This is a genomic window from Vibrio sp. 1159, assembly GCF_033340395.1.
Taxonomy (GTDB): domain Bacteria; phylum Pseudomonadota; class Gammaproteobacteria; order Enterobacterales; family Vibrionaceae; genus Vibrio; species Vibrio alginolyticus.
Window position 1 is genome coordinate 43,892 of the sequence record NZ_JAWOWL010000002.1, and the last position, 25,527, is coordinate 69,418.

At 46.3% G+C, this 25,527-nt stretch carries 15 protein-coding genes and 3 pseudogenes; 10 read left to right on the forward strand and 8 right to left on the reverse strand.

Annotated elements, in window-relative coordinates:
* Positions 1 to 378: 378 nt before the first annotated feature.
* The 5 genes and pseudogenes from R7127_RS27025 to R7127_RS01960 all read right to left on the reverse strand — a co-directional run bounded on the left by R7127_RS27025 (position 379) and on the right by R7127_RS01960 (position 4,806).
* The gene (locus R7127_RS27025) at positions 379 to 519 is read right to left on the reverse strand and encodes a hypothetical protein (protein ID WP_372061284.1); all 141 of its coding nucleotides are present in this window, start codon (positions 517 to 519) and stop codon (positions 379 to 381) included.
* A gap of 87 nt (positions 520 to 606) precedes the next feature.
* A complete protein-coding gene (locus R7127_RS27030) occupies positions 607 to 837 on the reverse strand; it encodes a mechanosensitive ion channel domain-containing protein (protein WP_373924676.1) in 231 nt (76 codons plus the stop codon).
* Positions 838 to 1,058: 221 nt separating this feature from the next.
* Positions 1,059 to 1,709: pseudogene (locus R7127_RS01950) on the reverse strand (sodium:calcium antiporter); the annotation flags it as partial.
* Between the two features lie 316 nt (positions 1,710 to 2,025).
* Positions 2,026 to 2,805 (reverse strand): annotated as a pseudogene (locus R7127_RS01955) (IS5 family transposase).
* A gap of 132 nt (positions 2,806 to 2,937) precedes the next feature.
* Positions 2,938 to 4,806 (reverse strand): fructose-specific PTS transporter subunit EIIC, encoded by a 1,869-nt coding sequence (locus R7127_RS01960; RefSeq protein ID WP_318141786.1) that lies wholly within the window; start codon positions 4,804 to 4,806, stop codon positions 2,938 to 2,940.
* A gap of 267 nt (positions 4,807 to 5,073) precedes the next feature.
* On the opposite strand from R7127_RS01960, the gene R7127_RS01965 reads away from it, so the two are divergent.
* Positions 5,074 to 5,376 (forward strand): PTS fructose transporter subunit IIB, encoded by a 303-nt coding sequence (locus tag R7127_RS01965; RefSeq protein ID WP_005463048.1) that lies wholly within the window; start codon positions 5,074 to 5,076, stop codon positions 5,374 to 5,376.
* 8 nt (positions 5,377 to 5,384) lie between these two features.
* On the forward strand, positions 5,385 to 6,161 hold the full coding sequence (locus R7127_RS01970; protein ID WP_318148295.1) for a PTS sugar transporter subunit IIA: 777 nt from the start codon (positions 5,385 to 5,387) through the stop codon (positions 6,159 to 6,161).
* A 34-nt stretch (positions 6,162 to 6,195) separates the two neighbouring features.
* On the opposite strand, the gene R7127_RS01975 is transcribed toward R7127_RS01970, so the two are convergent.
* Positions 6,196 to 7,038: a helix-turn-helix transcriptional regulator gene (locus R7127_RS01975; RefSeq protein WP_029802624.1), complete on the reverse strand. Its 843-nt coding sequence runs from the start codon at positions 7,036 to 7,038 to the stop codon at positions 6,196 to 6,198.
* A 385-nt stretch (positions 7,039 to 7,423) separates the two neighbouring features.
* Between R7127_RS01975 and R7127_RS01980 the strand changes: the two genes are divergently transcribed.
* The 8 genes from R7127_RS01980 (at position 7,424) to R7127_RS02015 (ending at position 21,999) form a co-directional block, all read left to right on the forward strand.
* The gene (locus R7127_RS01980; protein WP_053349240.1) at positions 7,424 to 9,331 is read left to right on the forward strand and encodes a fructose-specific PTS transporter subunit EIIC; all 1,908 of its coding nucleotides are present in this window, start codon (positions 7,424 to 7,426) and stop codon (positions 9,329 to 9,331) included.
* Positions 9,332 to 9,423: 92 nt separating this feature from the next.
* Complete coding sequence (gene manA, locus R7127_RS01985) at positions 9,424 to 10,641, forward strand: mannose-6-phosphate isomerase, class I (RefSeq protein ID WP_411977851.1); 1,218 nt, start codon at positions 9,424 to 9,426, stop codon at positions 10,639 to 10,641.
* 233 nt (positions 10,642 to 10,874) lie between these two features.
* A complete protein-coding gene (locus R7127_RS01990) occupies positions 10,875 to 11,315 on the forward strand; it encodes a PTS sugar transporter subunit IIA (RefSeq protein WP_064376240.1) in 441 nt (146 codons plus the stop codon).
* 11 nt (positions 11,316 to 11,326) lie between these two features.
* Positions 11,327 to 12,727 (forward strand): fructose-specific PTS transporter subunit EIIC, encoded by a 1,401-nt coding sequence (locus tag R7127_RS01995; RefSeq protein WP_005453038.1) that lies wholly within the window; start codon positions 11,327 to 11,329, stop codon positions 12,725 to 12,727.
* Between the two features lie 121 nt (positions 12,728 to 12,848).
* Positions 12,849 to 14,147 (forward strand): glycoside hydrolase domain-containing protein, encoded by a 1,299-nt coding sequence (locus tag R7127_RS02000; protein WP_309304221.1) that lies wholly within the window; start codon positions 12,849 to 12,851, stop codon positions 14,145 to 14,147.
* A gap of 47 nt (positions 14,148 to 14,194) precedes the next feature.
* Positions 14,195 to 16,900 carry a GH92 family glycosyl hydrolase gene (locus tag R7127_RS02005; protein WP_033906392.1) on the forward strand — a complete coding sequence of 902 codons (2,706 nt, stop codon included), beginning with the start codon at positions 14,195 to 14,197 and terminating at the stop codon, positions 16,898 to 16,900.
* Positions 16,901 to 16,972: 72 nt separating this feature from the next.
* Positions 16,973 to 19,429, forward strand: a complete 2,457-nt coding sequence (locus R7127_RS02010; RefSeq protein WP_115386551.1) for a GH92 family glycosyl hydrolase — start codon at positions 16,973 to 16,975, stop codon at positions 19,427 to 19,429.
* Between the two features lie 89 nt (positions 19,430 to 19,518).
* Positions 19,519 to 21,999, forward strand: coding sequence for a GH92 family glycosyl hydrolase (locus R7127_RS02015; RefSeq protein ID WP_064376237.1), 2,481 nt, complete (start codon positions 19,519 to 19,521; stop codon positions 21,997 to 21,999).
* A 364-nt stretch (positions 22,000 to 22,363) separates the two neighbouring features.
* Here R7127_RS02015 and R7127_RS02020 read toward each other — a convergent pair.
* Both R7127_RS02020 and R7127_RS02025 read right to left on the reverse strand, forming a co-directional pair.
* A pseudogene (locus R7127_RS02020) lies at positions 22,364 to 22,544 on the reverse strand (IS5/IS1182 family transposase); the annotation flags it as partial.
* A 1,773-nt stretch (positions 22,545 to 24,317) separates the two neighbouring features.
* Entirely contained in the window at positions 24,318 to 25,361 is a 1,044-nt protein-coding gene (locus R7127_RS02025; protein WP_005373458.1) for a GMP reductase, read from the reverse strand.
* Positions 25,362 to 25,527 lie beyond the last annotated feature (166 nt).

Below are 25,527 nucleotides of genomic sequence, written 5' to 3' on the forward strand. Positions count from 1 at the left end.
CGCCGCTAAGAAAACTGAGACAAAAAGAGCGCTACTTACGGCTCATAATGATTCGAACCTCCTATCGAAACAACCATAAAGTGATATCTACGATTTCTTTCACTTCAATAGCTTACTCAAAAAGCAACCATTTGTTGATATCACTTAAAGGAACCATAAGTTGATATTTTTGTGAACCCGACAGTTTACTAAAAAACCATAGGTAAGAAAGTTACCTTCAGTATTACTGTACAACCACTTCATGTAAAGATTTCTCTGCGGGAAAAGGAATATAGCTAACCCAGCCGTATTGATATTTAGCTTCACTTGCTTCTGCACCGACCAATAGGTTTCTCAGTATTTATCCGTTGGACGTCAGACGCAAAGCTGGAGGCCAATCTAACTATCAGCCAGCATGCGAACAATTACTTGAGACTCAGGATCTTTAAGAATATGCGCTTGGGATAACGCCAGTTCTTTAAGTACGTTCAACCCGACCTCGACTAAATATTGGTAAGAGATACCAACCATGATATACATACGACGTTTGTTGCTATGACTAAAATTACAAACAGTTGAGCTCCAAATAACACTGTTCTAACTAGAAATGTAAAGGCCATCTGCCGTCTAAAACACGGGAGTGAATAAACCAATATCAACCAAGCTACCTGAGCAGCTTCCGAATTCAACAAACCCACCTTTTTTGTTCGGCTTCAGAAATAAAATCATGATACCTGCGGCAGTGTTGCTCAGGGTGCCTTTCAGAGCTAAACCAATCGCTAAACCCGCTGCACCCACTAAAGCTATCAAACTGGCAACATCTACAAGTGCGACTAAACAAACCGCATAAGAAGCCACTTGAGACAGCGAGCGATAATTTCATCTCCACCACTGACTTTGTCTGTCTTTTTGAATATCCCGAGGTTGACGAGCTTGGATACCACATAAGCCAAGATAAAATTGTCAAGAGCGTATTTTGCAAGATCAGCACAACGAGTGCCTAACGCGTATCATAAAAAACCGTAATGTGTTCCATCTTACTGCGTGACTCAATAAGTTCACTGTTCAATATTTATGTATTAAAGCGCTCCATAGATTAGAGAACTGTTGTATCCCAAATAACACACCAACAGAACAACGCCTTCACTGCGAGAAATCGTCTGTGATTTGCCAAAACGAGCGGCGGTCAACCGCAGTAATCCCGTGACAAAAAGCATCGATGTCCAGTCACGCCAGAAGACTTCAGCACCAATATTGGCAATAGGTGCAATGGTGCCCGCAATACCGATGACTGCTAAGGAGTTAAACATATTTGAGCCTACCACATTACCCACAGCTATATCATGCTCGCCTTTACGAGCCGCCACTATAGATGCCGCTAATTCGGGTAATGACGTTCCTAAAGCCACAATAGTTAGGCCAATCAATAAATCGCTGACACCGAGTTGTTGTGCGATTTCCACAGCTCCCCACACCAAAATGCGCGAGCTGATAATCAGTAACACTAACCCTGTAAACAGCCAGAAAATGGAAGACTTCTGTGACATACGTTGGCTAGACAGTTCGTAGCCCGTCTCTTGCTCTAAGTAGTCTCCCTTTGAGCGTAGTGCGCTCCAGATTGACCAACCAATCAAAAGCATGAATCCACCAATCAAAGTCCAGGCTTCTAACGTGCTGATATGGTGATTCCATAGCATTGCACCAACGTCAAGCGTAATGACTAAAAGTATGGAAAAAGTCCCTTACGAGAGTATTCAGTATCAATGGATCAGAACAAATTCATTGCACCGTAAACACTAAACTCAATTTGAACTGGTAATACCACGTGTTTCGAATCAATCTTAAATACTTTGTTAAATAGCTAGGCGAAACCTATAAACCTATATCTCGATTCATTTTCTCTCCTCTGCCAAATTTATTTGATTCTGTTTTAGCTAACTCTTCATATTCTTCACATCGGTAGTCCAGACGAGTGCTTTTAGAACCAAACGGGTCTTTGTTTCGTAATTCGGTCAGAGCACCAAACAGCCTGAAGTTGAGCAATTCTCATACTGCACACTGAGTTTCAGACATACCAAACCCTGTAAGTTTGTTCAACTCTTTAATCATGGCGTAAGTTTCATCAACCTGAACATTGTAGTTTCTCAGGCTTAACCGCTCAACTAACAACTTCTTCACTCGATACATTGCTGTCTCTGATAGTGAGCGTTTATGGTAGCCGTATCGTTTTTTTCCACTTACACTTGGATACGTATGACATCGTGACAATCCCCTGTGTCATAAGCGCCATCACCTAATATCGCTATGATTTTACGACTTGTTTGCTTGAGCAAGTAAGGGAGGACTTCTGCATAGGTAACATTAGATAAAATCAGTTCTGCCGCAACGATTTCGTAAGTGCTGGTATCGATAGCTCAATGCCATTTTCTCCAGACTCTACACTTCCCGCCAGTTACATGCTTCTTGACCTTCCGTTTACCTTCACCATAGACCTTGAGACCTGCCGCATCGAGGGCTAGATGATATATTACACCTCTAGTCTTTGGTTTAAATAAAACCTCGACTTGCTTAGCTCTTCGACTGATACAACTGTAATGTGGACAGGCTATAGGGACGTTAGCCAATGAAAAAAACAGAATCGATAAACCCTTGCAATGTTCTCAACGGTATTGAGAAAACTCGTTTCACTATAAGCACAGTGATAATGGCTAAGCCGCTGATCTAAAAAGGTTTACCACGTTTACCTTGCTTATTCTGCTTCCACTTGCGAATGGCTTCTTCATCAATCCAGAAAGTGAGAGAACCACGGTTGATTAGAGATGTCATCCATGGCCAAACTGGTTTCAAGATCGTACTACTCTGAGGTAGTGCTCGATAGTCCAAATTGGAGCCAGTTTACCGACTTAGTCGACCAAATATATAGGAAATTTAACGAAGAAAGTGCTAACTAAAAGATAGCTATTCATTCTTGTTTTGCAATAAAGCAATTGGATGAAGCAAGGCATCCTTAGTACTGACATCCAACACTTTTACTTTTCGAAAACGTTCCGGTTCTTTGATCGCGACATCATGAGCAAATATCACAAACTTCGCTTTCTCGATGTCTTTCTCGGTAATTCGATTGATGACGCCATTCGCCCCTTGAGTTTCGACTTTAATCTTAATGCCGAGTGCACAAGCCGCTTTTTCCAATGACTTCGCCGCTAAGAACGTATGTGCCACACCTGATGGACAAGATGTAACCGCCAAAACATCTGCCTCACCTTCGCCTTGAACGGAACCATATACTTGAGAATGACCAGTGTAGCTTTCATCTTCGGTGACGGTTTTCTTTAGTGCAATCACGATCAATGCAGTGGTAACTGAGCCCGTAATCGTGCCGATGATGTAACCAATTTTTCCATCCACGACAGGGAGAACAATCCAACCGCCCCAAGGGGCATGGTTCATTACGTGGAACATAAAGCCAATCACGTTACCAACAATGCCACCAGCAACAATCGCAGGCAGGACGCGAGCTGGGTCGCCCGCCGCAAACGGAATCGCTCCTTCGCTGATACCAATTATGCCCATGATGTCCGCTGCTTTACCAGCTTCACGTTCATCACGTTTAAATTTACTTGGCGATAGGAAAGTCGCTAACGCCATGCCCAGCGGCGGAGTACAGATCGCAATACCGACACCACCCATTAGCCACGGTTGAGTATTTACTTGTGTCTGAGCAAACAAAGTCGCCACTTTGTTGATAGGACCGCCCATATCAAACGCGGTCATTGCACCTAGTACGGTACCCAACATCACTTTGCCCGAGCCCGCCATCCCCGTCAGCACATCATTCATGGTCGTCATTGCGCTGGCGATAGGCGCACCAATCACCCACATCACTGCGCCGCAGGTAACAAACGTACCAACCAGTGGGTAGATAAAGATCGAGCCGAGCGAACTCATGCTGTCCGGCAGTTGAATTTTCTTCAGCAACCAAACCACAAAGCCGGCGAAAAAGCCGACCACAATTGCACCTAAAAAACCCGTATTGTAATGACTGACCGCAATCCAAGACCCAATCATACCCGGCGCAAGGCCCGGCTTGTCGGCAATGGAATAAGCAATGTAACCGCCAAGAACGGCAGTAAACAATGTCAGGCCAGCAATCCCCATTTGGGCAATATCGGCCAGAATGCCCTCCTGTGGTACACCACCGTGTCCAGAGATCATCACCGACAACGACAACAACACACCACCCGCAACAATAAACGGGATCATGTGGGATGTGCCAAACAGCAGGTGCTCTTTAATGCGGCCAAGTTTTTGCGCCCAAGGGCTCAGGGGGTCTGATGCAAATTCTAAAGAAGTCGGGAGAAATTCATTGGATTGGGTTTGAATATCAGTCAGCATCTCAAGCGCTTCTTCTCGCGATTGAGCCAGCTTGAGCTTTTCAACAAAGCCGTCTTCGATAAGTTTGGTGGAAATTTGTGCCAATACTTCAATGTGATGATGATCATCACCATCTGGAGACGCCAGCATGAAAAACACATCGGACAGCTCGCCATCTTCGGCGCCATAATCAATCCCATTACGGCTGATCCCGACCGCGACAGCTGGTTGCGCTACAGCATCACTTTTGGCATGAGGGATCGCAATACCATCATCAAATCCTGTGTTACCGATCTCTTCTCGTTTCCAGATATCTGCCAAGAACTGGCTTTGACTGTTGAGCTTGCCAGCGGCCTCTAGCATATCGACCAGCTCTTTGAGCGCTTCATCTTTGGTTTGAGCTTTTAGATCTAAACATATCGTTTCCAGCTCAATTAGGTTTGTGATGTCCATTGCTTTACCTTCCAATATTCACGCTCGAATATATACCCAAGTGAGTTTGAGATACAGGATCCCCTGGCTCGTATGCGTTCCTACTCATTTTATTTGGGCATAGATTAACCAGTGCCTACCCTTTGATATATAGGACTAAAAGTGCATTAACTGGATTAATGTAACATGAGATTCAAACTGTGATAGAGCTCTTGCGTTAATCCAGCTCAAATCAATTCAATCTGCGGTGGCTGTGTTAATATCCACAAAAAATAAAATGGATAGAACATGAAAATCGTAGCGGTGACAGCATGCCCTACAGGCATCGCTCATACCTATATGGCGGCAGATGCACTCATGAAAGCTGCGCCAAAACATAACGTGCAAATTAAAGTAGAAACGCAAGGTGCGATGGGGATAGAGAATCAGCTCACTCCTCACGATATTGCTCAAGCGGATCGGGTTTTGATCGTGTCGGATATTGAGATAGAACAACCAGGCCGATTCGAAGGGACGCGCAAAATTCAAATCCCCATTGAAGAGGTTTTGCTGAACGTCGACAAAGTATTCCTCGTCCACTGCCGCGACTAAATTTGCAGATGAACGAATACCAAATCACCTTTTTCGTCGATAATGCAAATGCCAGTGCGCACCTTGCTCAGCCACTCAATCGAGTGGCAAAGAAGTTCAAAAGTACCTTACATATCATTAATGTAACGCAAAATCGTGTTGCGGAACTCACCAAGTCCGTGGCGATTTTGCAAGCAGGTCTACAACAAGGTGATTTGTGTCAAATCACAGCGATTGGCATTGACGCAGAGCTGGCCTGCTTCGTCATCAAAGACATGATTGCTGAACACTTTACGGTGGTGGGATCTCATATCAACTATGAGTTTTCTAGCCAACTGGCCGAGCGTTTACCGCAAATTTGCCCACCTTGTGAAATCAAATGGCACTACGCCAAAGCGCATACCGAGCTCACCAAGTTTGAATGTCTTAAAGGATTAGCTCAGCTGATCCACCCCATTCATCCCGACGAACTGATTCTTGCTTTTATTAAACGCGAAGAACGTTCATCAACTTGCGTGACTCCGGGGATCGCTCTACCGCATGTGATGTTTTCAGGTGTTGACCACATTTCCATTGCCGTTATTGCAAATGAAAAGTCGATGGATTGGGCTTCAAAGATGGGTGATGTTCATCTGACTATAGCACTGGTGATGCCAGAAAGGCCGACCCGAGATCAGATCATTGCGGCTACTAACCTCACACGAAATCTGCTTACCGATCAAATAGCGGAACGCCTACTACTAACAAAAAGCACCGTCGACTTACAAGCGCTGCTGATGTACGCCATGTCGAGGCTGCTCGCCTAAACTTCTCTATAATTTACGCACTCTGACTGAAGGCTTAAATCGAACCACGATATTCCGTCGGCGTTCTGCCTGTACGGTTCTTAAATACTCGGCAGAAATAGTTCACGTCTTTAAATCCACAGCGCACTGACACGTCATTGAGTTTGAAGTTGTATTTTTTGAGCATAAACTTCGCACGATCCACGCGTACCCAAGTAATGTAGTCTGCCAAGGTCATGTGCCCCTGCTGACGGAACAAGCGCGACAAATGGTTCGAGGAAATACTGAATCTCAACGCAATGCTGTCACGTGTGATTGGGCGATGGAAGTTCTCTTGAATGTAGATACAAATCCCTTGATAGAGATCTTGCACACGGCTATGTGACTGCTGCTCGACTGGTGCATCCAACATCGTCTTCGCGTATTGCAGTAATGCTTGCAGTAAAAGCTCATCCATTGGTTTTTTAGTATTCTCACGAGCCAGTGAGCTCAACGCTTCTAAGATGTTATCTATCGCAAATCCTGAGCGTGTTTGGATGCTATGCTTTTGAATATCGTAAAAGTTTGCCTCACCTTTGCGTTTGCTCACCAAACTTAACCCAAGTTGTCGACGCCCAAACAAAATACTTAACACTGAGCAATCGGTATCCCAGTCTGGTTTATTCCAACAGTTAGGTGGAATAAATATCGCGTCGCCTTTTTTAGCAACGATGTGCGTTACTTTTCGATCATGACTTTCCATTTCATTAATATATTCCCCATCCAGAACTAACTCTAGGCGAGGGAAATTAACTTGATAGCTAAATTCAGGCGGCGTATGAAAATCTCCTGCAAACCAAATATTATGAAATGGCTCTCTTTCATTTAATACCGCTGAAATTAAATCATGAAAAATCATTGTCTCACACTCTATATATGCATCAATGATGCTATTTACTATAGATATACACCGGACTGGATTTTTGTGCTATTGAGCAAAATCACACTTCCATTTTAATGTTACAAAAACCCAGTTAACGCATCAATTTTCCAGTAACAAAAACTCTATCAAAAACACTCAATCCCTTTTTAAATGGGAGCAAAGCCACATTTCACTTATCGTTTAGCTTCTTATCCATCATGTCACAGATATGCAGCTAGATTTGTCCAGTGAACGATCTAAATCACACTATAGTTAGTCGGTTACAATCCTCCAGTAAATGCATTTTTTATTCACTACAGTCTTTTTCTCAGTAATTTAAAAATACCTCTGAAATAAAAATTATATTTATAGGGGTTCGATAATGATCACCAAACTAATAAATGAATACTTAATTAAGCTTGATCTTAAAGCGTCTTCAAAAGAAGACGTATTTAAAGAACTGGTTGCAGTTCTACACGCCCAAGGTCGTATTTCAGACCAAGAGCAATTTCTAACAGATATAAAAGCACGTGAAGAATTAGGTAATACCGGATTTGAGGATGGCGTTGCTATCCCACACGCAAAAAGTGCAGCAGTCATTGAACCAGCGGTTGTGATCGGCGTAAGCAAATCAGGTATCGAGTACGGCGCGGAAGACGGTTTACCTTCAAAGCTGTTCTTCATGATCGCTTCTCCAGACGGTGGCGATAACCACCACATCGAAGTACTTGCAGAACTGTCTTCAAAACTGATTGAAGATGGTTTCATCGATGCGTTTTTAGGTGCAGCAAACAGCCAAGACGCACTGGCACTTCTACTTGCTAAAGAAGAGCCTCAAGCAGTGACAGACGCACCAGCAAACCAAGGCTTCATCATTGGTGTTACTGGTTGTCCTGCGGGCGTAGCGCACACTTACCTAGCGGCAGAAGCGCTAGAGAAAGGTGCAGCGGCGATGGGTTACGAAATCAAGGTTGAAACGAACGGTTCAATCGGTGTGAAAAACAGCCCAACCGCAGAAGAAATCGAACGTGCAGACGCAATCATCGTAGCGTGTGACAAAAAAGTCGACATAAACCGCTTTGCGGGCAAACGCGTGGTTAAAACTAACGTAAAAGCCCCTATCCGCGATGCTCAAGGTCTGATTAACGAAGCGTTAAGCGCTCCAGAATACCAAGCAGAAGCAAGCAGCAATGCACAAGCGTCTGTTGCAAACAAAGCCTCTCAGGCTCGCTCTGATCTGTACCGCTACTTGATGAACGGCGTATCACACATGATCCCATTCGTTGTAACAGGTGGTCTGTTGATTGCACTTGCTCTTGCAGTCGGTGGTCAACCAAGTGAAGCGGGCATGGCAATTCCTGAAGGCAGCATGTGGAACCAAATCCTCAACGTAGGTGTGGTTGCCTTTACGCTGATGATCCCAATCCTTGCCGGTTACATTGCTTACGCGATTGCTGACCGCCCAGCTCTAGCTCCTGGCTTGATCGGTGGTTGGATTGCAAACAACGGTTCTTTCTACGGCGCAGACGCTGGTACAGGCTTTATCGGTGCCATCATCGCAGGTCTGCTTGTGGGTTACTTCGTGAAGTGGATTACGTCGATTAACTACCACAAATTCATCCAACCTTTGGTGCCAATCATGATCGCACCAATCACAGGTTCGCTATTCATCGCAGGTCTATTCATCTTCGTTATCGGCGCGCCAATCGCAAGCCTAATGGACGGTCTGACTGCGCTACTAACTAGCATGAGTACAGGTAACGTCGTTCTACTGGGTATCGTACTTGGTGGTATGGCTGGCTTCGATATGGGTGGTCCATTCAACAAGGTCGCATTCCTATTCTCTGTGGGCATGATTGCGAGCGGTCAAACTCAATTTATGGGTGCGATGGCGTGTGCAATCCCTGTTGCTCCTCTAGGCATGGCACTGGCAACGGCGCTTGGTCGTAAGTTCGACCTGTTCGAAGAATCAGAAACCGAAGCAGGTAAAGCAGCAGGTGCAATGGGTCTGGTTGGTATCTCTGAGGGTGCTATTCCGTTCGCAGCGCAAGATCCAATGTCAGTGATTCCTGCAAACGTACTTGGCTCAATGGTGGCGGCAGTAATGGCGTTCTCATTCGGCATCACCAACAGCGTTGCTCACGGCGGTCCAGTTGTCGCTCTACTTGGCGCGATGAACCACCCAGTCCTTGCTCTGATTTGTATGGCAGCTGGCGCAACGGTTACCGCAGTAACGTGTGTAACGTTGAAGAAAGTACGTAAAGCAAAAATGATGCAAGCAGCCGCTTAATCACCCCTACCCCCAAATGGCTCCTATGGCTTGGGCAATGTCGCCCAAGCCATGATTTTCTCTCATGGTGACACTCTATGTCTGATTTAACGATGTCCGATACACAAACGATTCAAACTCAAGCTGCGCATCCGACGTTTTTCCTGATGAACAACGTGATTCAAAACTACGCTTGGGACAGTACTACTTCTGTTAACCAACTGTTTGGCATTGAAAACCCAACGGGCGAACCACAAGCAGAAGTATGGATGGGCGCGCATCCAAACGGTTGCTCAGTGGTGATGGTGAACGGCAAGGAGACCAAACTCTCTTCACTGATTGCTCAAGACATGAATGCTTTTCTGAGTGAAGAAGTCGCAAACCGTTTTGGTGAACTTCCATACCTGTTTAAAGTGCTTGCCGCTGAGAAAGCGCTGTCGATTCAGGTGCACCCAAACAAGCAACAAGCAGAACTAGGTTTTGCACTGGAAGAAAAACAAGGCATTCCCCTAACCGCTGCAAACCGTAACTACAAAGATCCAAACCACAAACCAGAATTGGTTTACGCGCTAACCGAATACCAAGCGATGAATGGATTCCGCCCAACAAGTGAAATCATCAGCTTCTTCTCTGAGCTGGCGATTCCTGAGCTACAAGGTTTGGTAGATGATCTAATCGCAAACCAAACGCCAACGGGCTTGGCGACCTTCTTCTCGGGTCTACTGTCACTAGAGGGCGAACAGAAAGAGATGGCGTTGACGGTGCTATTGGCTCAAGCTCGCATCACCGACTTACCTCTGTTCAACCTTATTCTTGAGCTAGAGAAGCAATACCCTGGCGATATTGGTTTGTTTGCACCACTGATGCTTAATGTGATTACCCTACAACCGGGTGATGCTATGTTCTTGGATGCAGAAACGCCACACGCTTACTTAAAAGGTACAGGTCTTGAGATCATGGCAAACTCAGACAACGTACTGCGCGCAGGTCTGACACCAAAATACATGGACGTGAAAGAGCTTGTTGCATGTACACGCTTCAATGAGAAGCCATTCGACAGCCTATTGCTTGCACCGACTGAAATCGACGATATGTTGGAATACCCAATTCCTGTGGACGATTTCAAATTCGCCATCGTTAAACAAGCTCACCAGCGTACTCTAGAAGTTCAAACCGCTGAGATCCTTATGCCTCTGGATACCAAACTTGTGCTAACTCACGCAAACGGTGAAACATGCGTGGTTGAAAAAGGACAATCAGTTTTCATTCCGGCTTACGCAAAACAGGTCACTTTGGATTGTGAAGGTCGTGTTGCGCGCGCTCACAGTTAGTGAACGCTAATTAAGCTTCCTTCATACTGTTACATTTTATAGTTCAGCCAATAACCGCCGTTATTGGCTTTTGATATTCATTCATCCTAGTTTTATATTGATATATTGGAGAGCTAAATCACACTTAAGCTTGTGTGATACAAAAATATAGTTATTGGTTTTTTTTTACTATTTCAGAAAACCGTAACATTAATTAAATTTGCCTCATTACTTCAGTACCAATGAGTCAAAAAATGATTACAGAACTAACAAACGTCAATTTAATTAAAGGCAACCTTCAAGCAAATAATAAAAAAGAAGTCTTTGAAGAGCTAGCGCAAATGCTATTCGAAAATAATCGAATCAGCAGCAAAGAGGCTTTTTTAACCGACATCGAAGCGCGCGAAGCATTAAGCGTAACTTCAATGGACGGCATCGCTTACCCACACGCAAAAAGCAAAGCGGTTACAGAGCCTGCAATCGCTGTTGGCGTAAAGCGCGAAGGCATCGAGTATGGCGACGAAGAGGGAGTCAAACCGACCGTATTCTTCATGATTGCCTCACCAGATAACGGTGCCGACCACCATATTTATGTTCTTCAAGAATTATTCGGTAAATTTAGCGAAGAGTTTATTGAAGATATTCATAACGTAAAAGACGAAAACCAAATACTAAATATTTTAATTAATTCATAAGGCGTGAAATTATGAGTACAATCACAGCTCAAGCTAGTAATAATAGCGATTTCAAAAAAATCCTAAGTACCATGAAAGGTCACCTTTTATTCGGTACTTCTCACATGCTTCCATTTATCGTTGCGGGTGGTGTACTACTGGCGCTAGCGGTAATGGCATCAGGTAAAGGTGCGGTTCCTGCGGACGGTTTATTGGCTGATATTTCTAATATCGGTATTAAAGGTCTGGTGCTGTTCCCAATTATTCTTGGTGGCTTCATTGGTTACTCAATTGCAGACAAACCAGCACTAGCACCAGCGATGATCTCTTCTGGCATCATGGCTGACATGGGCGGCGGCTTCCTTGGTTGTATCGTAGCGGGTTTCATCGCAGGTGGTGTGGTATTCCAACTTAAGAAGATCCCTCTTTCTGCTAACATGACTGCGTTGGGCGCTTACTTCATCTACCCTCTACTAGGTACGCTTATCTCTGCAGGTATCGTTCTATGGGGTATCGGCGAGCCAATCAAGATCTTCATGGCGTCTATGAACGAATTCCTAGCTTCTATGGCTGGCGCTTCTAAAGTGGTTCTAGGTACGATTCTTGGTGGTATGACTGCATTCGATATGGGCGGTCCAATCAACAAAGTAGCAACGCTATTCGCTCAAACTCAAGTTGATACTCAACCATGGCTAATGGGTGGTGTTGGTATCGCAATCTGTACGCCTCCTCTAGGTATGGCACTAGCAACATTCCTATTCAAGAAGAAGTTCACTAAGCAAGAGCAAGAAGCAGGTAAAGCAGCAGCAATCATGGGTTCTATCGGTATCTCTGAAGGTGCTATCCCATTCGCAGCAAACGACCCTGTACGCGTTCTTCCTTCAATCGTTGCTGGTGGTATCGTTGGCTGTGTGTTCGGCTTCCTAACAGACGTACTGCTACACGCACCATGGGGCGGTCTAATCACAGCTCCTGTATCAAGCAACATCCCAATGTACGTTGTGGGTATCGCACTAGGCTCACTAACAACAGCAGTTATCGTTGGCTTCTGGAAACCAGTTGCTGAAGAAGAAGCAGAAGACGAGATCGTTGAAGCAGCACCTGCACAAGCTCAAGCGGCTCCAGCAGCAGGCGAAGGCGAGTACGACATCGTAGCAGTAACATGTTGCCCATCTGGCGTAGCACACACATTCATGGCAGCGAAAGCACTAGAGAAAGCAGGTGCAGCAGCAGGTCTGAAAATCAAAGTAGAAACTCAAGGTCAAAACGGTATCCAGAACCGCATCACTGACCTAGATGTAGCAAACGCGAAGCTGGTTATTCTAGCTCACGATATCCAAGTAAAAGACGCTCACCGCTTTGCAAAAGCAAACGTTGTTGAGTGTTCAACGAAAGAAGCGATGCGTAACGCAGCGACTCTTGTGAAAGCTTAAACCTTAAGCTCCTCCCCCTAAGAGCCCTTTCCCCCAAAGGGCTCTATTTCAAGTTTTTAAGTTTTAGTAATACCCCTGATTTTTTTAATTACATAACCCTACAATTTACAAGGCTTTAAAAATGAAATTCAAACCTTCCCTACTCGCTTGCGCAGTTCTCAGTGGTCTAGTCGGTCTGACTGGCTGTAACGACGACACAACCAACATTTATGAAGGCGGTGACACCAACCCTGCACTGCCGGATATTCCTGACGGCGGCAAGCCAATATGTCCTCCAGTTGGCGATGGCGACTGCGATGACAAGCCAAACCCAGAAACACCTGAAATCGACATGGGCGTTCACATTCCGGTAGATTTCGCCGATATGGACGTAACACGCTACGTCAACCCATTCATCGGCACAGGTAACCTAGGCAACACCTACCCTGGTGCAACCACACCACACGGCATGGTGCAGCTTTCTCCAAACAACGGTTCTAACGGCTGGGAATACATTTCAGGCTACTACTACCACGACGCACGTACTTCCGGTTTCTCTCATACCCACCTTTCCGGAGCAGGTGCTGGCGACTTGAACGACATTCTCGTCATGCCAATCAACTCGCGTTCGGATTACATGATTGATGAAGGTTCGGCAACGCTAAACCTAGAAGCGTCTCGCTTCCAACATCGTGACGAGCAAGCGACGGCAGGCTACTACAAAGTCGATCTATTGGATTACGACATCAAAGCTGAGTTGACGGCGTCAGATCGCGTTGGTGTACACCGTTACACCTTCCCTCGTGATGAGAAGTCAGAAATCATCGTGAACACTGGCTTCAAAATTAACTGGGACTACACCTCTGATTCTTACTTGAAATGGGACAAAGACAATAACCGTCTTGAAGGTCACCGTTTCTCTGACGGCTGGGCACCAAGCCAAAAAGAATTCTTCGTGATGGAATTCGACCAACCAATCAAAAACGTTCGCTTTGCTTACTACGATAAAGAGCAAGGTCGTTACATGGACGTGCCAGAAGGCATTACGGAAATCGGTAACGAAACACGTGGCAAGTATCAATACGCACGCGCTTACGTTGAGTTCGACACATCCAAAGACGGCTTAACGGTTGAAGCGAAATTGGCGCTATCAAACGTTGAAATCGGCGAGAATGGCAAGTCTGGTGCTTCTCTTAACATGACAGAAGTTGCGGGCATGAACTTCGACCAAGCGACGGTAGACATTGGTTCTGGCACCTTCACGGTAACGGCTGAGAACAACGGTCCAGACAACATGTACATCAAAGAAGTGACCATCAACGGCAAGCCTCTGGATGTGTACAACACCTTCCAGCACAGCGAATTCAAAGCAGGCGGCGAACTGCACTTCGTGATGACGGCTGACAAGTCTGAAGCAATGCAAGCCAACCTAGGCGAATAATGATTTTGAGGGGACCTCGTGTCCCCTTTTCTCGTGGAATAAAAACAATGAAACTAAAAAGAACCCTACTCTCTACCGCAGTGTTAACCGCCATGCTTGGTCTTGCTGGTTGTGGCAGCGACTCTGATCCAGAAGCTCCAGTTATCTCTACCCCTACTTTGGAATTCGTTGATACCTTGATCGGCACTAAAGGTCTTGGCAACGTCAACCCATCGCCAGTGATGCCAGAAGGTATGATTCAACCGTCACCAGATAACTTCGATCCAAACGGTTGGAATGGTAAAGGCTCACCTGTCGAATACGATCCTGTGCACAGCTTGCTTTCTGGCTTCTCAATGACCCACATTTCTGGCGCAGGTAAAGGCGACCTAAACGACTTCGCTTTCTTGCCATACACAGGCTTTAATACCGATGCCGTGACCATGGATAAAAGCTCGGAAGTGGCAGAGGTTGGTTACTACTCGGTTGACCTTGTAGAAACCGGTGTAAAAGCTGAGCTGTCGGCAACCGACCGCGTGGCGTTCCAGCGTTACACTTTCAAACCGGGTGAAGACCGCAAAGTACGTATCGACCTGCAACACGAACTGTTGGAGCAATACGGCAACCATTCTCGCAGCATCTACTACAAACGCGTTAACGATACTACCGTCGTAGGCGCGCGTACCTCAAACGAATGGGGTCAATGGCAAACCGTGTTCTTCGCGGCAGAATTCTCTGATCCAATCATTGAAGAAAACCTGTACACCAAGCTGGCTTCTGAAAGCAAACTGACTCCAACCGACGCTACGGAAGTCGGATTAGAAGATTACCGTGGTTACGCAGAGCACAAACCAATGCCGGGCGAACCAGAACCTGATCCAGAACGTTTGGCAAAACGCGCAAACGATGTCCTGACTCACTTGAACTTTGGTAAGAGCGATGAGCCATTGGTGGTCAAAGTAGCGATTTCTGGCACTGGCGTTGACGGCGCACTGAAAAACCTAGAAGCAGACACTAACGGTTGGGACTTCGACAATGTCGTACAACAAAACCGCGTGGCTTGGGAAAACATCCTTGGCGAGTTTGAACTGGAAGGTGGCAACAAAGCCGACAAAACCATGTTCTACACCTCGCTCTACCGTACGTTTGTTGCTCCATTCCTATACCAAGATGTGGATGGCAAATACCGTGGCATGGATGGCAAAGTGCACCAAGCAGAAGATGGCTTAGTGAACTACTCAGTGTACTCAATGTGGGATACCTTCCGCGCCGCACACCCACTGAAAACCATCATCGATAAAGACCGCGCAATTGAACACGCACGCGATCTATTGAACAAATACCAAACGGGCGGCGTGCTGCCAAAATGGGAACTGCACTCGGATTACACCGGTGAAATGGTCGGTCATCCTGCGGTCTCGGTTATCGCCGATATCATGGTCAAACACCCAGAAGCCTTTACCGCAGCTGAGTTTGATTTGGCGTTGAAAGCCGCTGACGAAACGGTCAACTTCAACCTTGATAAAACCGAAAGCTGGGTGCCTTACCAAGACGCTTGGAACGGTGACAAACGCTTCACGGTCATGACTCGTCACAACGACTACCAAGAAGACGTCGGCTTTATTCCAGCCAACACCAAATGGGCGCCGGATTCTGGTGACAAACCGGGTTACGTAGAAGGCTTAAAAGTCGATAAGTACGACGAGCTTGTGAACGAATCGGTGTCTTACGGTCTTGAGAACGCTTACTACGACTGGTGTATCGCTCAGATCGCTAAACTTGCGGGCAACGACCAGCAGTACGACCGCTACATGGCACGCTCTGAATCGTTCAAGAACTACTTCGATTACAACCCAGAACAATACGGCAAGTTGCAAGACACCAAAGGCAACGCATTGGGTGCGACGGGCTTTATGCGTCCGGCTTACATGAACAGTGGCAGCAAGGTTTGGGCAAACAACCTGAAAGCCGAATGTTTGGACGAGAACATGGCGCTGTCTATCCCAGACGGTATGGACTACAACGCCTGTAAAGACCGCAAAGCACTCAACGAAAGCGATGTGTTCTGGCCTTACCGTGCTGAGCACCGTGGTGAAGACTTTACCGAAGGCAACACATGGCAATGGACATGGTTTGCACCGCACAACTTGAACGGTCTGGCCAACGTGATGGGCGGCGAGCACATCGACCGCACTGACTTCTCTCTTCCTGAAGACGTAACCGAACAAGGCAAAGCGGCATTCTTAGCCAACTTGAATGCGCTGTTTAATGCGGACTCCAACGCCGATACAAGCCAGTCACACGACATGTCAGGCTATATCGGTCAGTTCGTGATGGGGAACGAGCCAGATCACCACGTACCTTACCTATACAACTGGACAGCAGAGCCATGGAAGACACAAGAAATTGTCGACCAAGCGATGAACGAGTTCTACCACCCAACGCATGAAGGTCTGATTGGTAACGAAGACGTCGGTCAGATGTCGGCGTGGTATGTGATGTCTGCATTGGGCTTCTATCAAGTCACTCCGGGAGAAGCAAGCTACACCATCGGTCGTCCTCTGTTCGACAAAGCCGTGATTCCAGTCGCGGACGGTAAATTCACCATCACCTCAGAATATAACAGCCAAGAGAGCATCTACGTGAAGTCGGTGACCATCAACGGCAAACAATTGAGTGACAACTTCAGCTTCGCGCACAGCGATTTGAAAGACGGTGGTGAACTGCATTTCGTTATGACTTCAGACAAATCTGAAGCGATGAAAGCGCAATAACCGATACCTATCCAAATAACGAAAGGGGGCATCTAGCCCCCTAAAAAACTTCACTTCAGTGGAACCATAAAAATGAAACTAAAAAGAACTCTTATCTCTACCGCTATACTCGCTGCCATGTTTGGTCTTGCTGGTTGTAACAGTGATGACGACAACAGCAAATCTGGTACTCCATCCCTCGACACCACACTAACTCAATACGTCAATCCATTGATTGGTACAGGCGCAGATGGTCACACCTTCCCAGGGGCGGTTGTGCCTTATGGTTTGGTACAACTATCTCCTGATACCGAAATGGAAGGTTGGGGCTCTGCCGCAGGTTACTTCGACCACGGCAAACTGACTGAAATCCCAGTGTATGGTTTTTCCCACACTCACCTTTCTGGCACAGGCATTACCGACCTTGGTGACATCTTAGTTCTGCCTTTCACCAAGAAAGAAAACGCCGTTTTCAACACCTTCGATAAAGACAACGAAACCGCAGAAGCGGGCTACTACGCGGTTGAACTGAACAAAGGCGAGATCAAAGCTGAGCTAACTACCACGCAACGTGTTGGCTTCCACCGCTACACCTTCAAAGAAGGCACCACGCCACACATCAAGTTCGATTTAGACCACACTCTCAACAAAGGTCACTTCAACAACCGCACCATGAAGGGTGATTTAGAGTTCATCGACGCTTACACCATTCGCGGTTTACGTAGCTCGAACGGTTGGGCGAACAACCAACACGTCTACTTCTACGCCACCTTCAACCAACCTATCGTCAAAGCCATTGCTCTAGTTGACGGCGCAGAAACGGAAATCGATGTAAACAACGACAACATCGACGCAGTGAAAACCATCGCTTACCTAGAATTCGCACCATCATCAACACCGCTAGAAATCCAAGTAGGCTTGTCACCAACAGGCACAGAAGGTGCAGAGAAGAACCTAGAAGCAGAAGCGAAAGACGTGTCATTTGATACTGCGCGCGCTCAAGCCAACGATGCATGGCACCAAGAGCTCAGCCGCATGATGGTATCTGGCGGCACGGAAGATCAAAAAGAGATCTTCTACACCGCTCTTTACCACGCTTCTATCGCGCCAATGATTTTCCAAGATGTCGACGGTCAATACCCTGCGATGCGTACTCGCATTCAAAAAGACGCGGGCGACACACCAAACTACTCTGTGTACTCCATGTGGGATATCTTCCGTGCAGCGCACCCACTGAAAACCATTATCGACCCAGAACGTGCCGAAGAGTTTGCCAACGACTTAATTCGTAAATACGAAGACGGTGGCATCTTGCCGAAATGGGAACTGCACAGCCATTACACGGGCACTATGATCGGCTTCCCTGCAGTTTCTATCATTGCTGACGCGATGGCGAAAGGCTTAGACATCGACCCACAACTTGCCAAAGAAGCAGCTGAGTTTACGGTGCGTTACCACGAGGCGTCTGAATTCCCAGATTGGACGGAAGACAACAACATCGGCGCAGCAAACGTTGTGCAAGTGAAGGTGTACGAAGAAAACGGCTTTGTTCATCACGGTTACTGGAACAGTGCGTCTTACACGCTTGAGTTTGCTTACGGCGACTGGGCAATGGCGGAAATCGCACGCATGGCTGGCGATGTAAAACTGCAAGAAGAGTTTATGATTCGTGCCGACAACTGGCTTAACCATTGGGATGCAGAGACAGGCTTCTTACGTCCGAAAAACCACCCGCTAAGCTCATCACCAAACAAACCACCTTTGGAGTTCAACCAACCAATTGATGAAGATCGTTTGGATGAGTGTGAAATGGTTGAGTGGCCAGAAGGCTCAGGTGTGATGAAAGAGAAATGCCCGCTGCTACCATTCGACCCTTACTACGTGGACGAGTTTGCCTACACCGAAGGGAACGCATGGCAATGGAAGTTCCAACCAATGCACGATTTCAACCGCCTGAAACAAGAAATCTACCAAGCCGACTTGGCGCAAGGCAAAGACACCACGCCAGAGAAAGCGTTCCGTGAAGATTTGGACGAGCTATTTAATGCACGTTCTTCAAACACAGGCGAAGAGCTACCAGACCTAACGGGTTACATCGGTCAGTACATGCACGGTAACGAGCCATCGCACCACATTCCTTACCTATACGCGCTAACGGATGAGCCATGGAAAGCGCAAGAGTACCTAGACCGCATCATGTCAGAGATGTACACCAGCGAACCAACTGGTTTGATCGGTAACGAAGACGTGGGTCAGATGAGCTCTTGGTACTTGATGTCGGCAATGGGCTTCTATCAAGTGACGCCTGCGGATCCGGTCTACACCATTGGTCGTCCGATGTTCGATGAAATCACCATTCCAGTGGAGGGCGGCGAGTTCACCGTCATCGCAGACAACAACAGCCCACACAACAAGTACGTGAAGTCCGTAACCATCAACGGCAAACCGCTGGATGCCAACTTCACCTTCAAGCACAGCGAAATCAAAGCGGGCGGCGAGCTTCACTTCATCATGACGGGTGACAAGCAAGAAGCGCTTCAAGCTCAGTAACGTTTTATGTAATTCGTGTTTAAAGAATAAGCAGATAGATTAACTCAGTGGCAGGAAGTGACGCGCTTCCTGCCTAAGGAATCAAGATTATGAACTTTACGAAAACCGCTATCGCCACCGCAGTGATTGCGAGTGTTATTGGTTTGGCTGGCTGCAACGATGACGACGATAACACCTCACCAAGCGTCGATACTTCCAACCTAAAATACGTCGACCCATTCATTGGTACCGGCTTTAACGGACACACCTTCCCGGGTCCTGTTGTGCCAGAAGGCATGGTGCAACTTTCTCCAGATACCGAGCTGATCGGCTGGCACTCTTCATCAGGTTACCACTTCGATAAAAAGACCCTATTTGGCTTCTCCCACACTCACCTATCTGGCACGGGTATGGGCGGCTTAGGTGACATTCTGTTCCTGCCGTTTACCGAAGATAAAGCTAAATACATCGAAGACAGCGACGACTACCGCGAAGCGATTTCGGTCAAGATGGACAAAACCTCTGAAGTGGCAGAAGCAGGTTACTACTCTGTGAAGATTGCAGAAAACGGCATCAAAGCTGAGCTTACTGCTTCTGAACGTGTCGGCTTCCATCGTTACACCTACCCGCAAGGTCAACCACAACGTTTGAAGATTGACCTCAACTCCATCCTCAACAGCGACTGGGGTTCGACCTCTCTGCGCAACAAACTGACGGTGAGCGAAGACGGTCATACCATCACGGGTGAGCGCGATGCAGCGCACTTCTCTGGTTGGGCGAAAAACCAAAAAATCTTCTTCTATGCGACTTTCGATAAGAAGATCAAAGACGTTTACATCCTTGCCAATGGCGAACCTGTTGACGGCCTAACGGCAGAGCACGTTTCTGAATTGATTTACGATGACCAAGGTAATCCAGTTAAGCGTGTCAAAGCGGACGTTACTGCCTACATCGAATTTGAAGATGAAGGCTCACAAGAGTTGAATGCGCAAGTGGCGTTATCTGCGGTTGACCCACAAGGCGCAGAAAACAACTACGATGCCGAAGCGAATGTCTCTTTCGATACTGCGCGCAACAACGCACGTGAGAAATGGGCAAAAGCGCTCAACTTCTCTATCGAAGGGGGCACAGAAGATCAGAAAGAGATCTTCTACACTGCGCTTTACCACACCAAGATTGCGCCGATGGTGCATCAAGATGTAGATGGTCGATTCCGTGGCATGGGCAAAGGCTCGATTCGTGAAGGTGAAGGGGAATACTCCATCGCTTATGGTCAAGCGACAGAAGAGCAGCCAAACTTCTCGGTTTACTCTCTATGGGATACCCAACGTGCATTACACCCACTAAAAACCATCACAGAGCCAACCCGCGCGGTGCAATACGCGAAGAACCTAGTTCAGAAGTACACTGAAAGCGGCTTGCTGCCGAAATGGGAGCACTTAGGTGACGAAACAGGCACCATGGTCGGCTATCCAGCGGTAGCAGTGATTGCGGATGCGATCACCAAATTCCCAGAAGAGTTTACTCAACAAGAGAAAGACCTGGCGCTGAAAGCCGCGATCGACTCTTCGACTTACGACAACTACCCTGCACTGCAAGCCGATTGGGATCAGGGCGTATTGGATCGCACTTTAACCAAGCACATCGACTACATTGAGAAAAACGGCTTCACGCCAGCTATCCAACGTGTCGATGGTGAGCCAGTATTTGAAGACTACACGGTTGAGTCTGTTTCTTACGGTCTGGAAAACGCATTCTACGATTGGGCTATCGCACAAATCGCCAAAGCAGCCGGTGATACTCAAGCGGAAGAGCAATACCTTGAACGCTCGAAAGGCTACAAAAAGTACTTCGATTACAACCCAACGGAGTACGCAGAGCATGGCGTGACGGGCTTTATGCGCCCATTGATGATTGATGAAACCTTCATGACGCCATTCGACCCATACGGTACGGAGCACGAAACAGGCAACTACACCGAAGGTAACGCGTGGCAGTGGACTTGGTTTGTACCGCATGACATCGCAGGCTTAAAAACCATCATGGGTGGCGATGCTGAGTTCCAGAAGAACCTAGAAGCAACCTTCACCGCAGAAAGCCAAGGTACAGAAACACCGGATATGTCTGGTTTGATTGGTCAAGTTGCGTTTGGTAACGAACCTTCGCACCACATTCCTTACCTATTCAACTGGACCGCAGAACCTTGGAAGACACAACAAGTCGTCGACCACATTCTTGATGACATGTACTTTGCAGCGCCAGAAGGCGTCATTGGTAACGAAGACGTAGGCGCCATGTCCGCTTGGTATGTGATGTCTGCATTAGGCTTCTACCAAGTGAACGCGGCAGAACCTATCTACACTGTGGGTCGTCCGCTATTCGACAAAGCGGTGATTCCAGTGAAAGGCGGCACGTTCACCATCACCACAGAGAACAACGCCGATGACAACATGTACATCAAGTCTGTCACCATCAATGGCAAAGCTTTGGATAACGGTTTCTTCTTCGACCATTCCGAGTTCATACCGGGTGGTGAGTTGCACTTCGTAATGACGGGCGAGCAATCTGAAGCGATGAAAGCGCCTCAATAAGCTTCACTTGAAATGTGTTCCTCAGGCTAAAATAGCTTGAGGAATACAGGGGGATTTGATGTGATGAACGTATCTCCTATCTAGCTTCGTTGCGCCAAACTAATGGCGCACTTAGTATGAGTAGAAGTAACGGACAGCGTGTTGACAAAATCGGTCGAACCTTTCCAATGCTGAATTCTGCGATTTGATCTCATATGTAGATAGTCCAAGTCTCAACTCTATCTTAATGCACTTAGTAGCTTTGATGTGATCTTCGCACCTCCCTTCTAGCACCGTTGTACCAAACTAATGGTGCAACCAGTAAGAACAGGAGTAATCATCATGTCTATTAACGTTGTCGCATCGATATAACCAAAAACCTCTTTCAAGTATGCGTGTTGAGTGCTTTGATAATGGCGTATGTCTCCCCAACTTGTGCGTTGTAATTTCGAAGCGTGAGTGAAGCGCCTAGTAGTTGTTTTACGCGATACATAGCGGTCTCCGACGATGAAGGTCTGTGGTAACCATACTTTCGTTCCCACTTTTTTCGAACCATAGAGCTTTTGGTAAAAAAACAACTTTTCAATGTTTCACCTGAGCATAATCGCACCGTCAGCAATATTAATTATGTGTTAGTTAAATTGGTCAAGAGCGGTTCAACTTCAGTTGCAGTCGAAATATTGGAATCAATCTTAACTGTAGGTATGGAAGTCACGGACTTAGGTTGTTTATCTAATGAGTTACTGAGCAAACATCGAGATTTACTTAACCACCTAATTACAAGGTGGTTCAAACCCTAGGTAAAAACCAATAACTGCTTTGCTGTAACAATCAACTAATTGAGTAAGCCAAGGTCGGCCCAATGGCACGCGATGTTCTTCATGTACAGCAAAGAGATCTACTACCGTATGATCTATTTCTACCCTCTCAAAGACGTAAAAACTCAACATCTTTTTTCCCATCCGACGGAACTCTATTTTCACGACTCGCTCCCCCTTCTCCGCGGTCAGTAATTCGAAAGGGACCTTCTTTTTAACCCGTTTCCGAAGGGATTCATAAGTTGGCTATTTGTACTTCGTTCCATTGTTCAGATTATGCTGACGTAATTGCCTTCGCACGCGCTTGTTGGCCCTTCTGATACGCGCTTTTCGCCCAAAGATAACTTTTTCTACAGCTTGTTTCATCAAAGCATCAACGAATGTTGGTTCTTGACTTTACTATTACCCTTATCTTTATTCCTTGGAGCTATACAATCAGATACTCTGAAAACCAACCACCGGTGTATTGATATTGCACTTGGAATAATCTTGTCATATAACCGTTGTAGTACAACACGATGTGGTTCAATAGTCTTTGGAATGATTTTTCGCACTTACAGTGCTAAATAACGAAGAATGCTTAGACGAAAAGTAATTTGAATGGCTATATTGTCAGGAAATGCAGATATATCTCGATATGTTTCTTCATCAACATCGCTGGTATCGACACCCTCTCATTTGGCTCAGGCTTTTCTTGCTGAAGTGCCGACTTCCGATGAAAACTCGAGAACGATTTCTTAGGCATAACAACCCAATTCAGATTCGAGAGGAGGTGAGATCTCTAAGCTTGTTTTAAGTAGGCTTCGAGAGAGCAAATCACACAGGAATGGAAATATTTTTCTTCCATTTAGACAGAGGTGATGTCCTAAACTTTTCGCTGTTTGGGTACCATTCAGTTTTAACATCGTAAGGAGAGTTTGATGAAAGTGGTTCGGTTATCTCTTGGGGAATATCGATGCAAAAGTTTAAGGTTGCTAGAGATAACCTCATCCAGTATTTCTTCCTCTGTAACCAGTTCTAGCTCCAAACCTAACGCAAACGCGCCTTGTACTTTTGCTTCCCATTCACATTGAAATTCCGATTTTGAACTCTCCATATCGGATTTTACTTCATACAGCGTATATTCACCGGTATCAAACTGATACTAGAAAGTCTGGAACATAGGTATGGGTTTTGCTATTGAAGCAGTATGAAAACCGTATCGGCTAGGAGCAAAAACGAACGATGCTAAGCTCGAAATCAAAATGATAACAAGCGGCACATTCTAAAATGATTCTACCGTGACTCTTTTTCCCATCTTAGCACTGACTTAACGGTGTATGTTTTTCACGTGATTTAGTTTAGTTTCGAGCAGGAGTGTCAAACGCAGTTTCAAGTTAAAGCAGGCTGGCTGTAGAAGGGGAAGGTAGAGCAGACATAAAACTGCCTCTTCAAAAATGTCATAAACTTAAAAAGCAATAGACTTATGAAGAGGCAATATCAAATTATGGTTGCTTTTTACACTTGTTACATACAGTCGATTTACTCTTTACCGAACACGTTGTTCTCTTGTTCTTGAACGCGGATGAATGTAGTACGCTTGGTTAGCTCTTTAAGCTTTGCTGCACCTACGTATGTACATGTTGAGCGAACGCCGCCAAGGATGTCTTGAATAGTGCCGTGAACGCTACCACGGTATGGCAATAATACGGTTTTACCTTCAGCCGCACGGTAGCCAGCGACACCACCTGAGTGCTTATCCATCGCGCTCTTCGACGACATGCCATAGAATTTCATGAACTTCTCGCCGTCTTTCTCGATCACTTCGCCGCCTGACTCTTCGTGACCCGCTAGCATCCCGCCTAGCATTACGAAATCCGCGCCACCACCGAATGCTTTCGCTACGTCACCCGCACAAGAACAACCACCGTCACCGACGATCATGCCACCAAGGCCGTGCGCTGCATCACCACACTCGATGATTGCAGAAAGCTGCGGGTAACCAACACCCGTTTTTACACGAGTTGTACATACAGAGCCTGGGCCGATACCCACTTTAACGATGTCTGCACCAGCTAGGATTAGCTCTTCACACATATCACCAGTAACCACGTTGCCTGCAGAAATGACCTTGTCTGGGAACTCAGCTCGCACGCGTTCAACATACTCGACCAAATGCTCTGAGTAACCATTAGCAATGTCGATACAAATGAAAATAAATTCATCTGAAAGCGCCATGATGTCTTTGGTTTTTTGGAAGTCTGCGTCAGATGTTCCCGTAGACACCATAACGTTATTCATGGTTACTTTATCTGCTGATTTAGCAAACTCAGCCCAATCTTCTACCGTGTAATGTTTGTGAACAGCGGTCATTACACCATGCTCAGCCAGCGCTTTAGCCATTGCAAAGCTACCAACCGAATCCATGTTTGCTGCGATTACTGGCACACCAGACCATTGACGACCACTATGCTTGAATGTAAAATCGCGGGTTAAATTTACTTGAGAACGGCTCTTAAGGGTAGAACGTTTCGGGCGAAACAGTACATCTTTAAAACCTAACTTAAGTTCTTGTTCGATACGCATTGTGTAATTCCTTGATTCATATGTATATGTGTCATTCCAGAGTGCGTAGTGATTTCGTTGGCAGACGAGTTCACTGTTCTTCGGACACAAAAAAACCGGAGCGTTGGCAGACGCTCCGGTTTTCAGCATTATAGGCTGTGATTTATTTCCTACAAGTCTGATATTT

Excerpts from the sequence above, each read along its gene's own strand:
- R7127_RS27025 (WP_372061284.1), bottom strand. The coding sequence starts at position 519 with ATGTATATCATGGTTGGTATCTCTTACCAATATTTAGTCGAGGTCGGG.
- R7127_RS01960 (WP_318141786.1), bottom strand. The coding sequence starts at position 4,806 with ATGGACATCACAAACCTAATTGAGCTGGAAACGATATGTTTAGATCTA.
- R7127_RS01965 (WP_005463048.1), top strand. The coding sequence starts at position 5,074 with ATGAAAATCGTAGCGGTGACAGCATGCCCTACAGGCATCGCTCATACC.
- R7127_RS01970 (WP_318148295.1), top strand. The coding sequence starts at position 5,385 with ATGAACGAATACCAAATCACCTTTTTCGTCGATAATGCAAATGCCAGT.
- R7127_RS01975 (WP_029802624.1), bottom strand. The coding sequence starts at position 7,038 with ATGATTTTTCATGATTTAATTTCAGCGGTATTAAATGAAAGAGAGCCA.
- R7127_RS01980 (WP_053349240.1), top strand. The coding sequence starts at position 7,424 with ATGATCACCAAACTAATAAATGAATACTTAATTAAGCTTGATCTTAAA.
- manA (WP_411977851.1), top strand. The coding sequence starts at position 9,424 with ATGTCCGATACACAAACGATTCAAACTCAAGCTGCGCATCCGACGTTT.
- R7127_RS01990 (WP_064376240.1), top strand. The coding sequence starts at position 10,875 with ATGATTACAGAACTAACAAACGTCAATTTAATTAAAGGCAACCTTCAA.
- R7127_RS01995 (WP_005453038.1), top strand. The coding sequence starts at position 11,327 with ATGAGTACAATCACAGCTCAAGCTAGTAATAATAGCGATTTCAAAAAA.
- R7127_RS02000 (WP_309304221.1), top strand. The coding sequence starts at position 12,849 with ATGAAATTCAAACCTTCCCTACTCGCTTGCGCAGTTCTCAGTGGTCTA.
- R7127_RS02005 (WP_033906392.1), top strand. The coding sequence starts at position 14,195 with ATGAAACTAAAAAGAACCCTACTCTCTACCGCAGTGTTAACCGCCATG.
- R7127_RS02010 (WP_115386551.1), top strand. The coding sequence starts at position 16,973 with ATGAAACTAAAAAGAACTCTTATCTCTACCGCTATACTCGCTGCCATG.
- R7127_RS02015 (WP_064376237.1), top strand. The coding sequence starts at position 19,519 with ATGAACTTTACGAAAACCGCTATCGCCACCGCAGTGATTGCGAGTGTT.
- R7127_RS02025 (WP_005373458.1), bottom strand. The coding sequence starts at position 25,361 with ATGCGTATCGAACAAGAACTTAAGTTAGGTTTTAAAGATGTACTGTTT.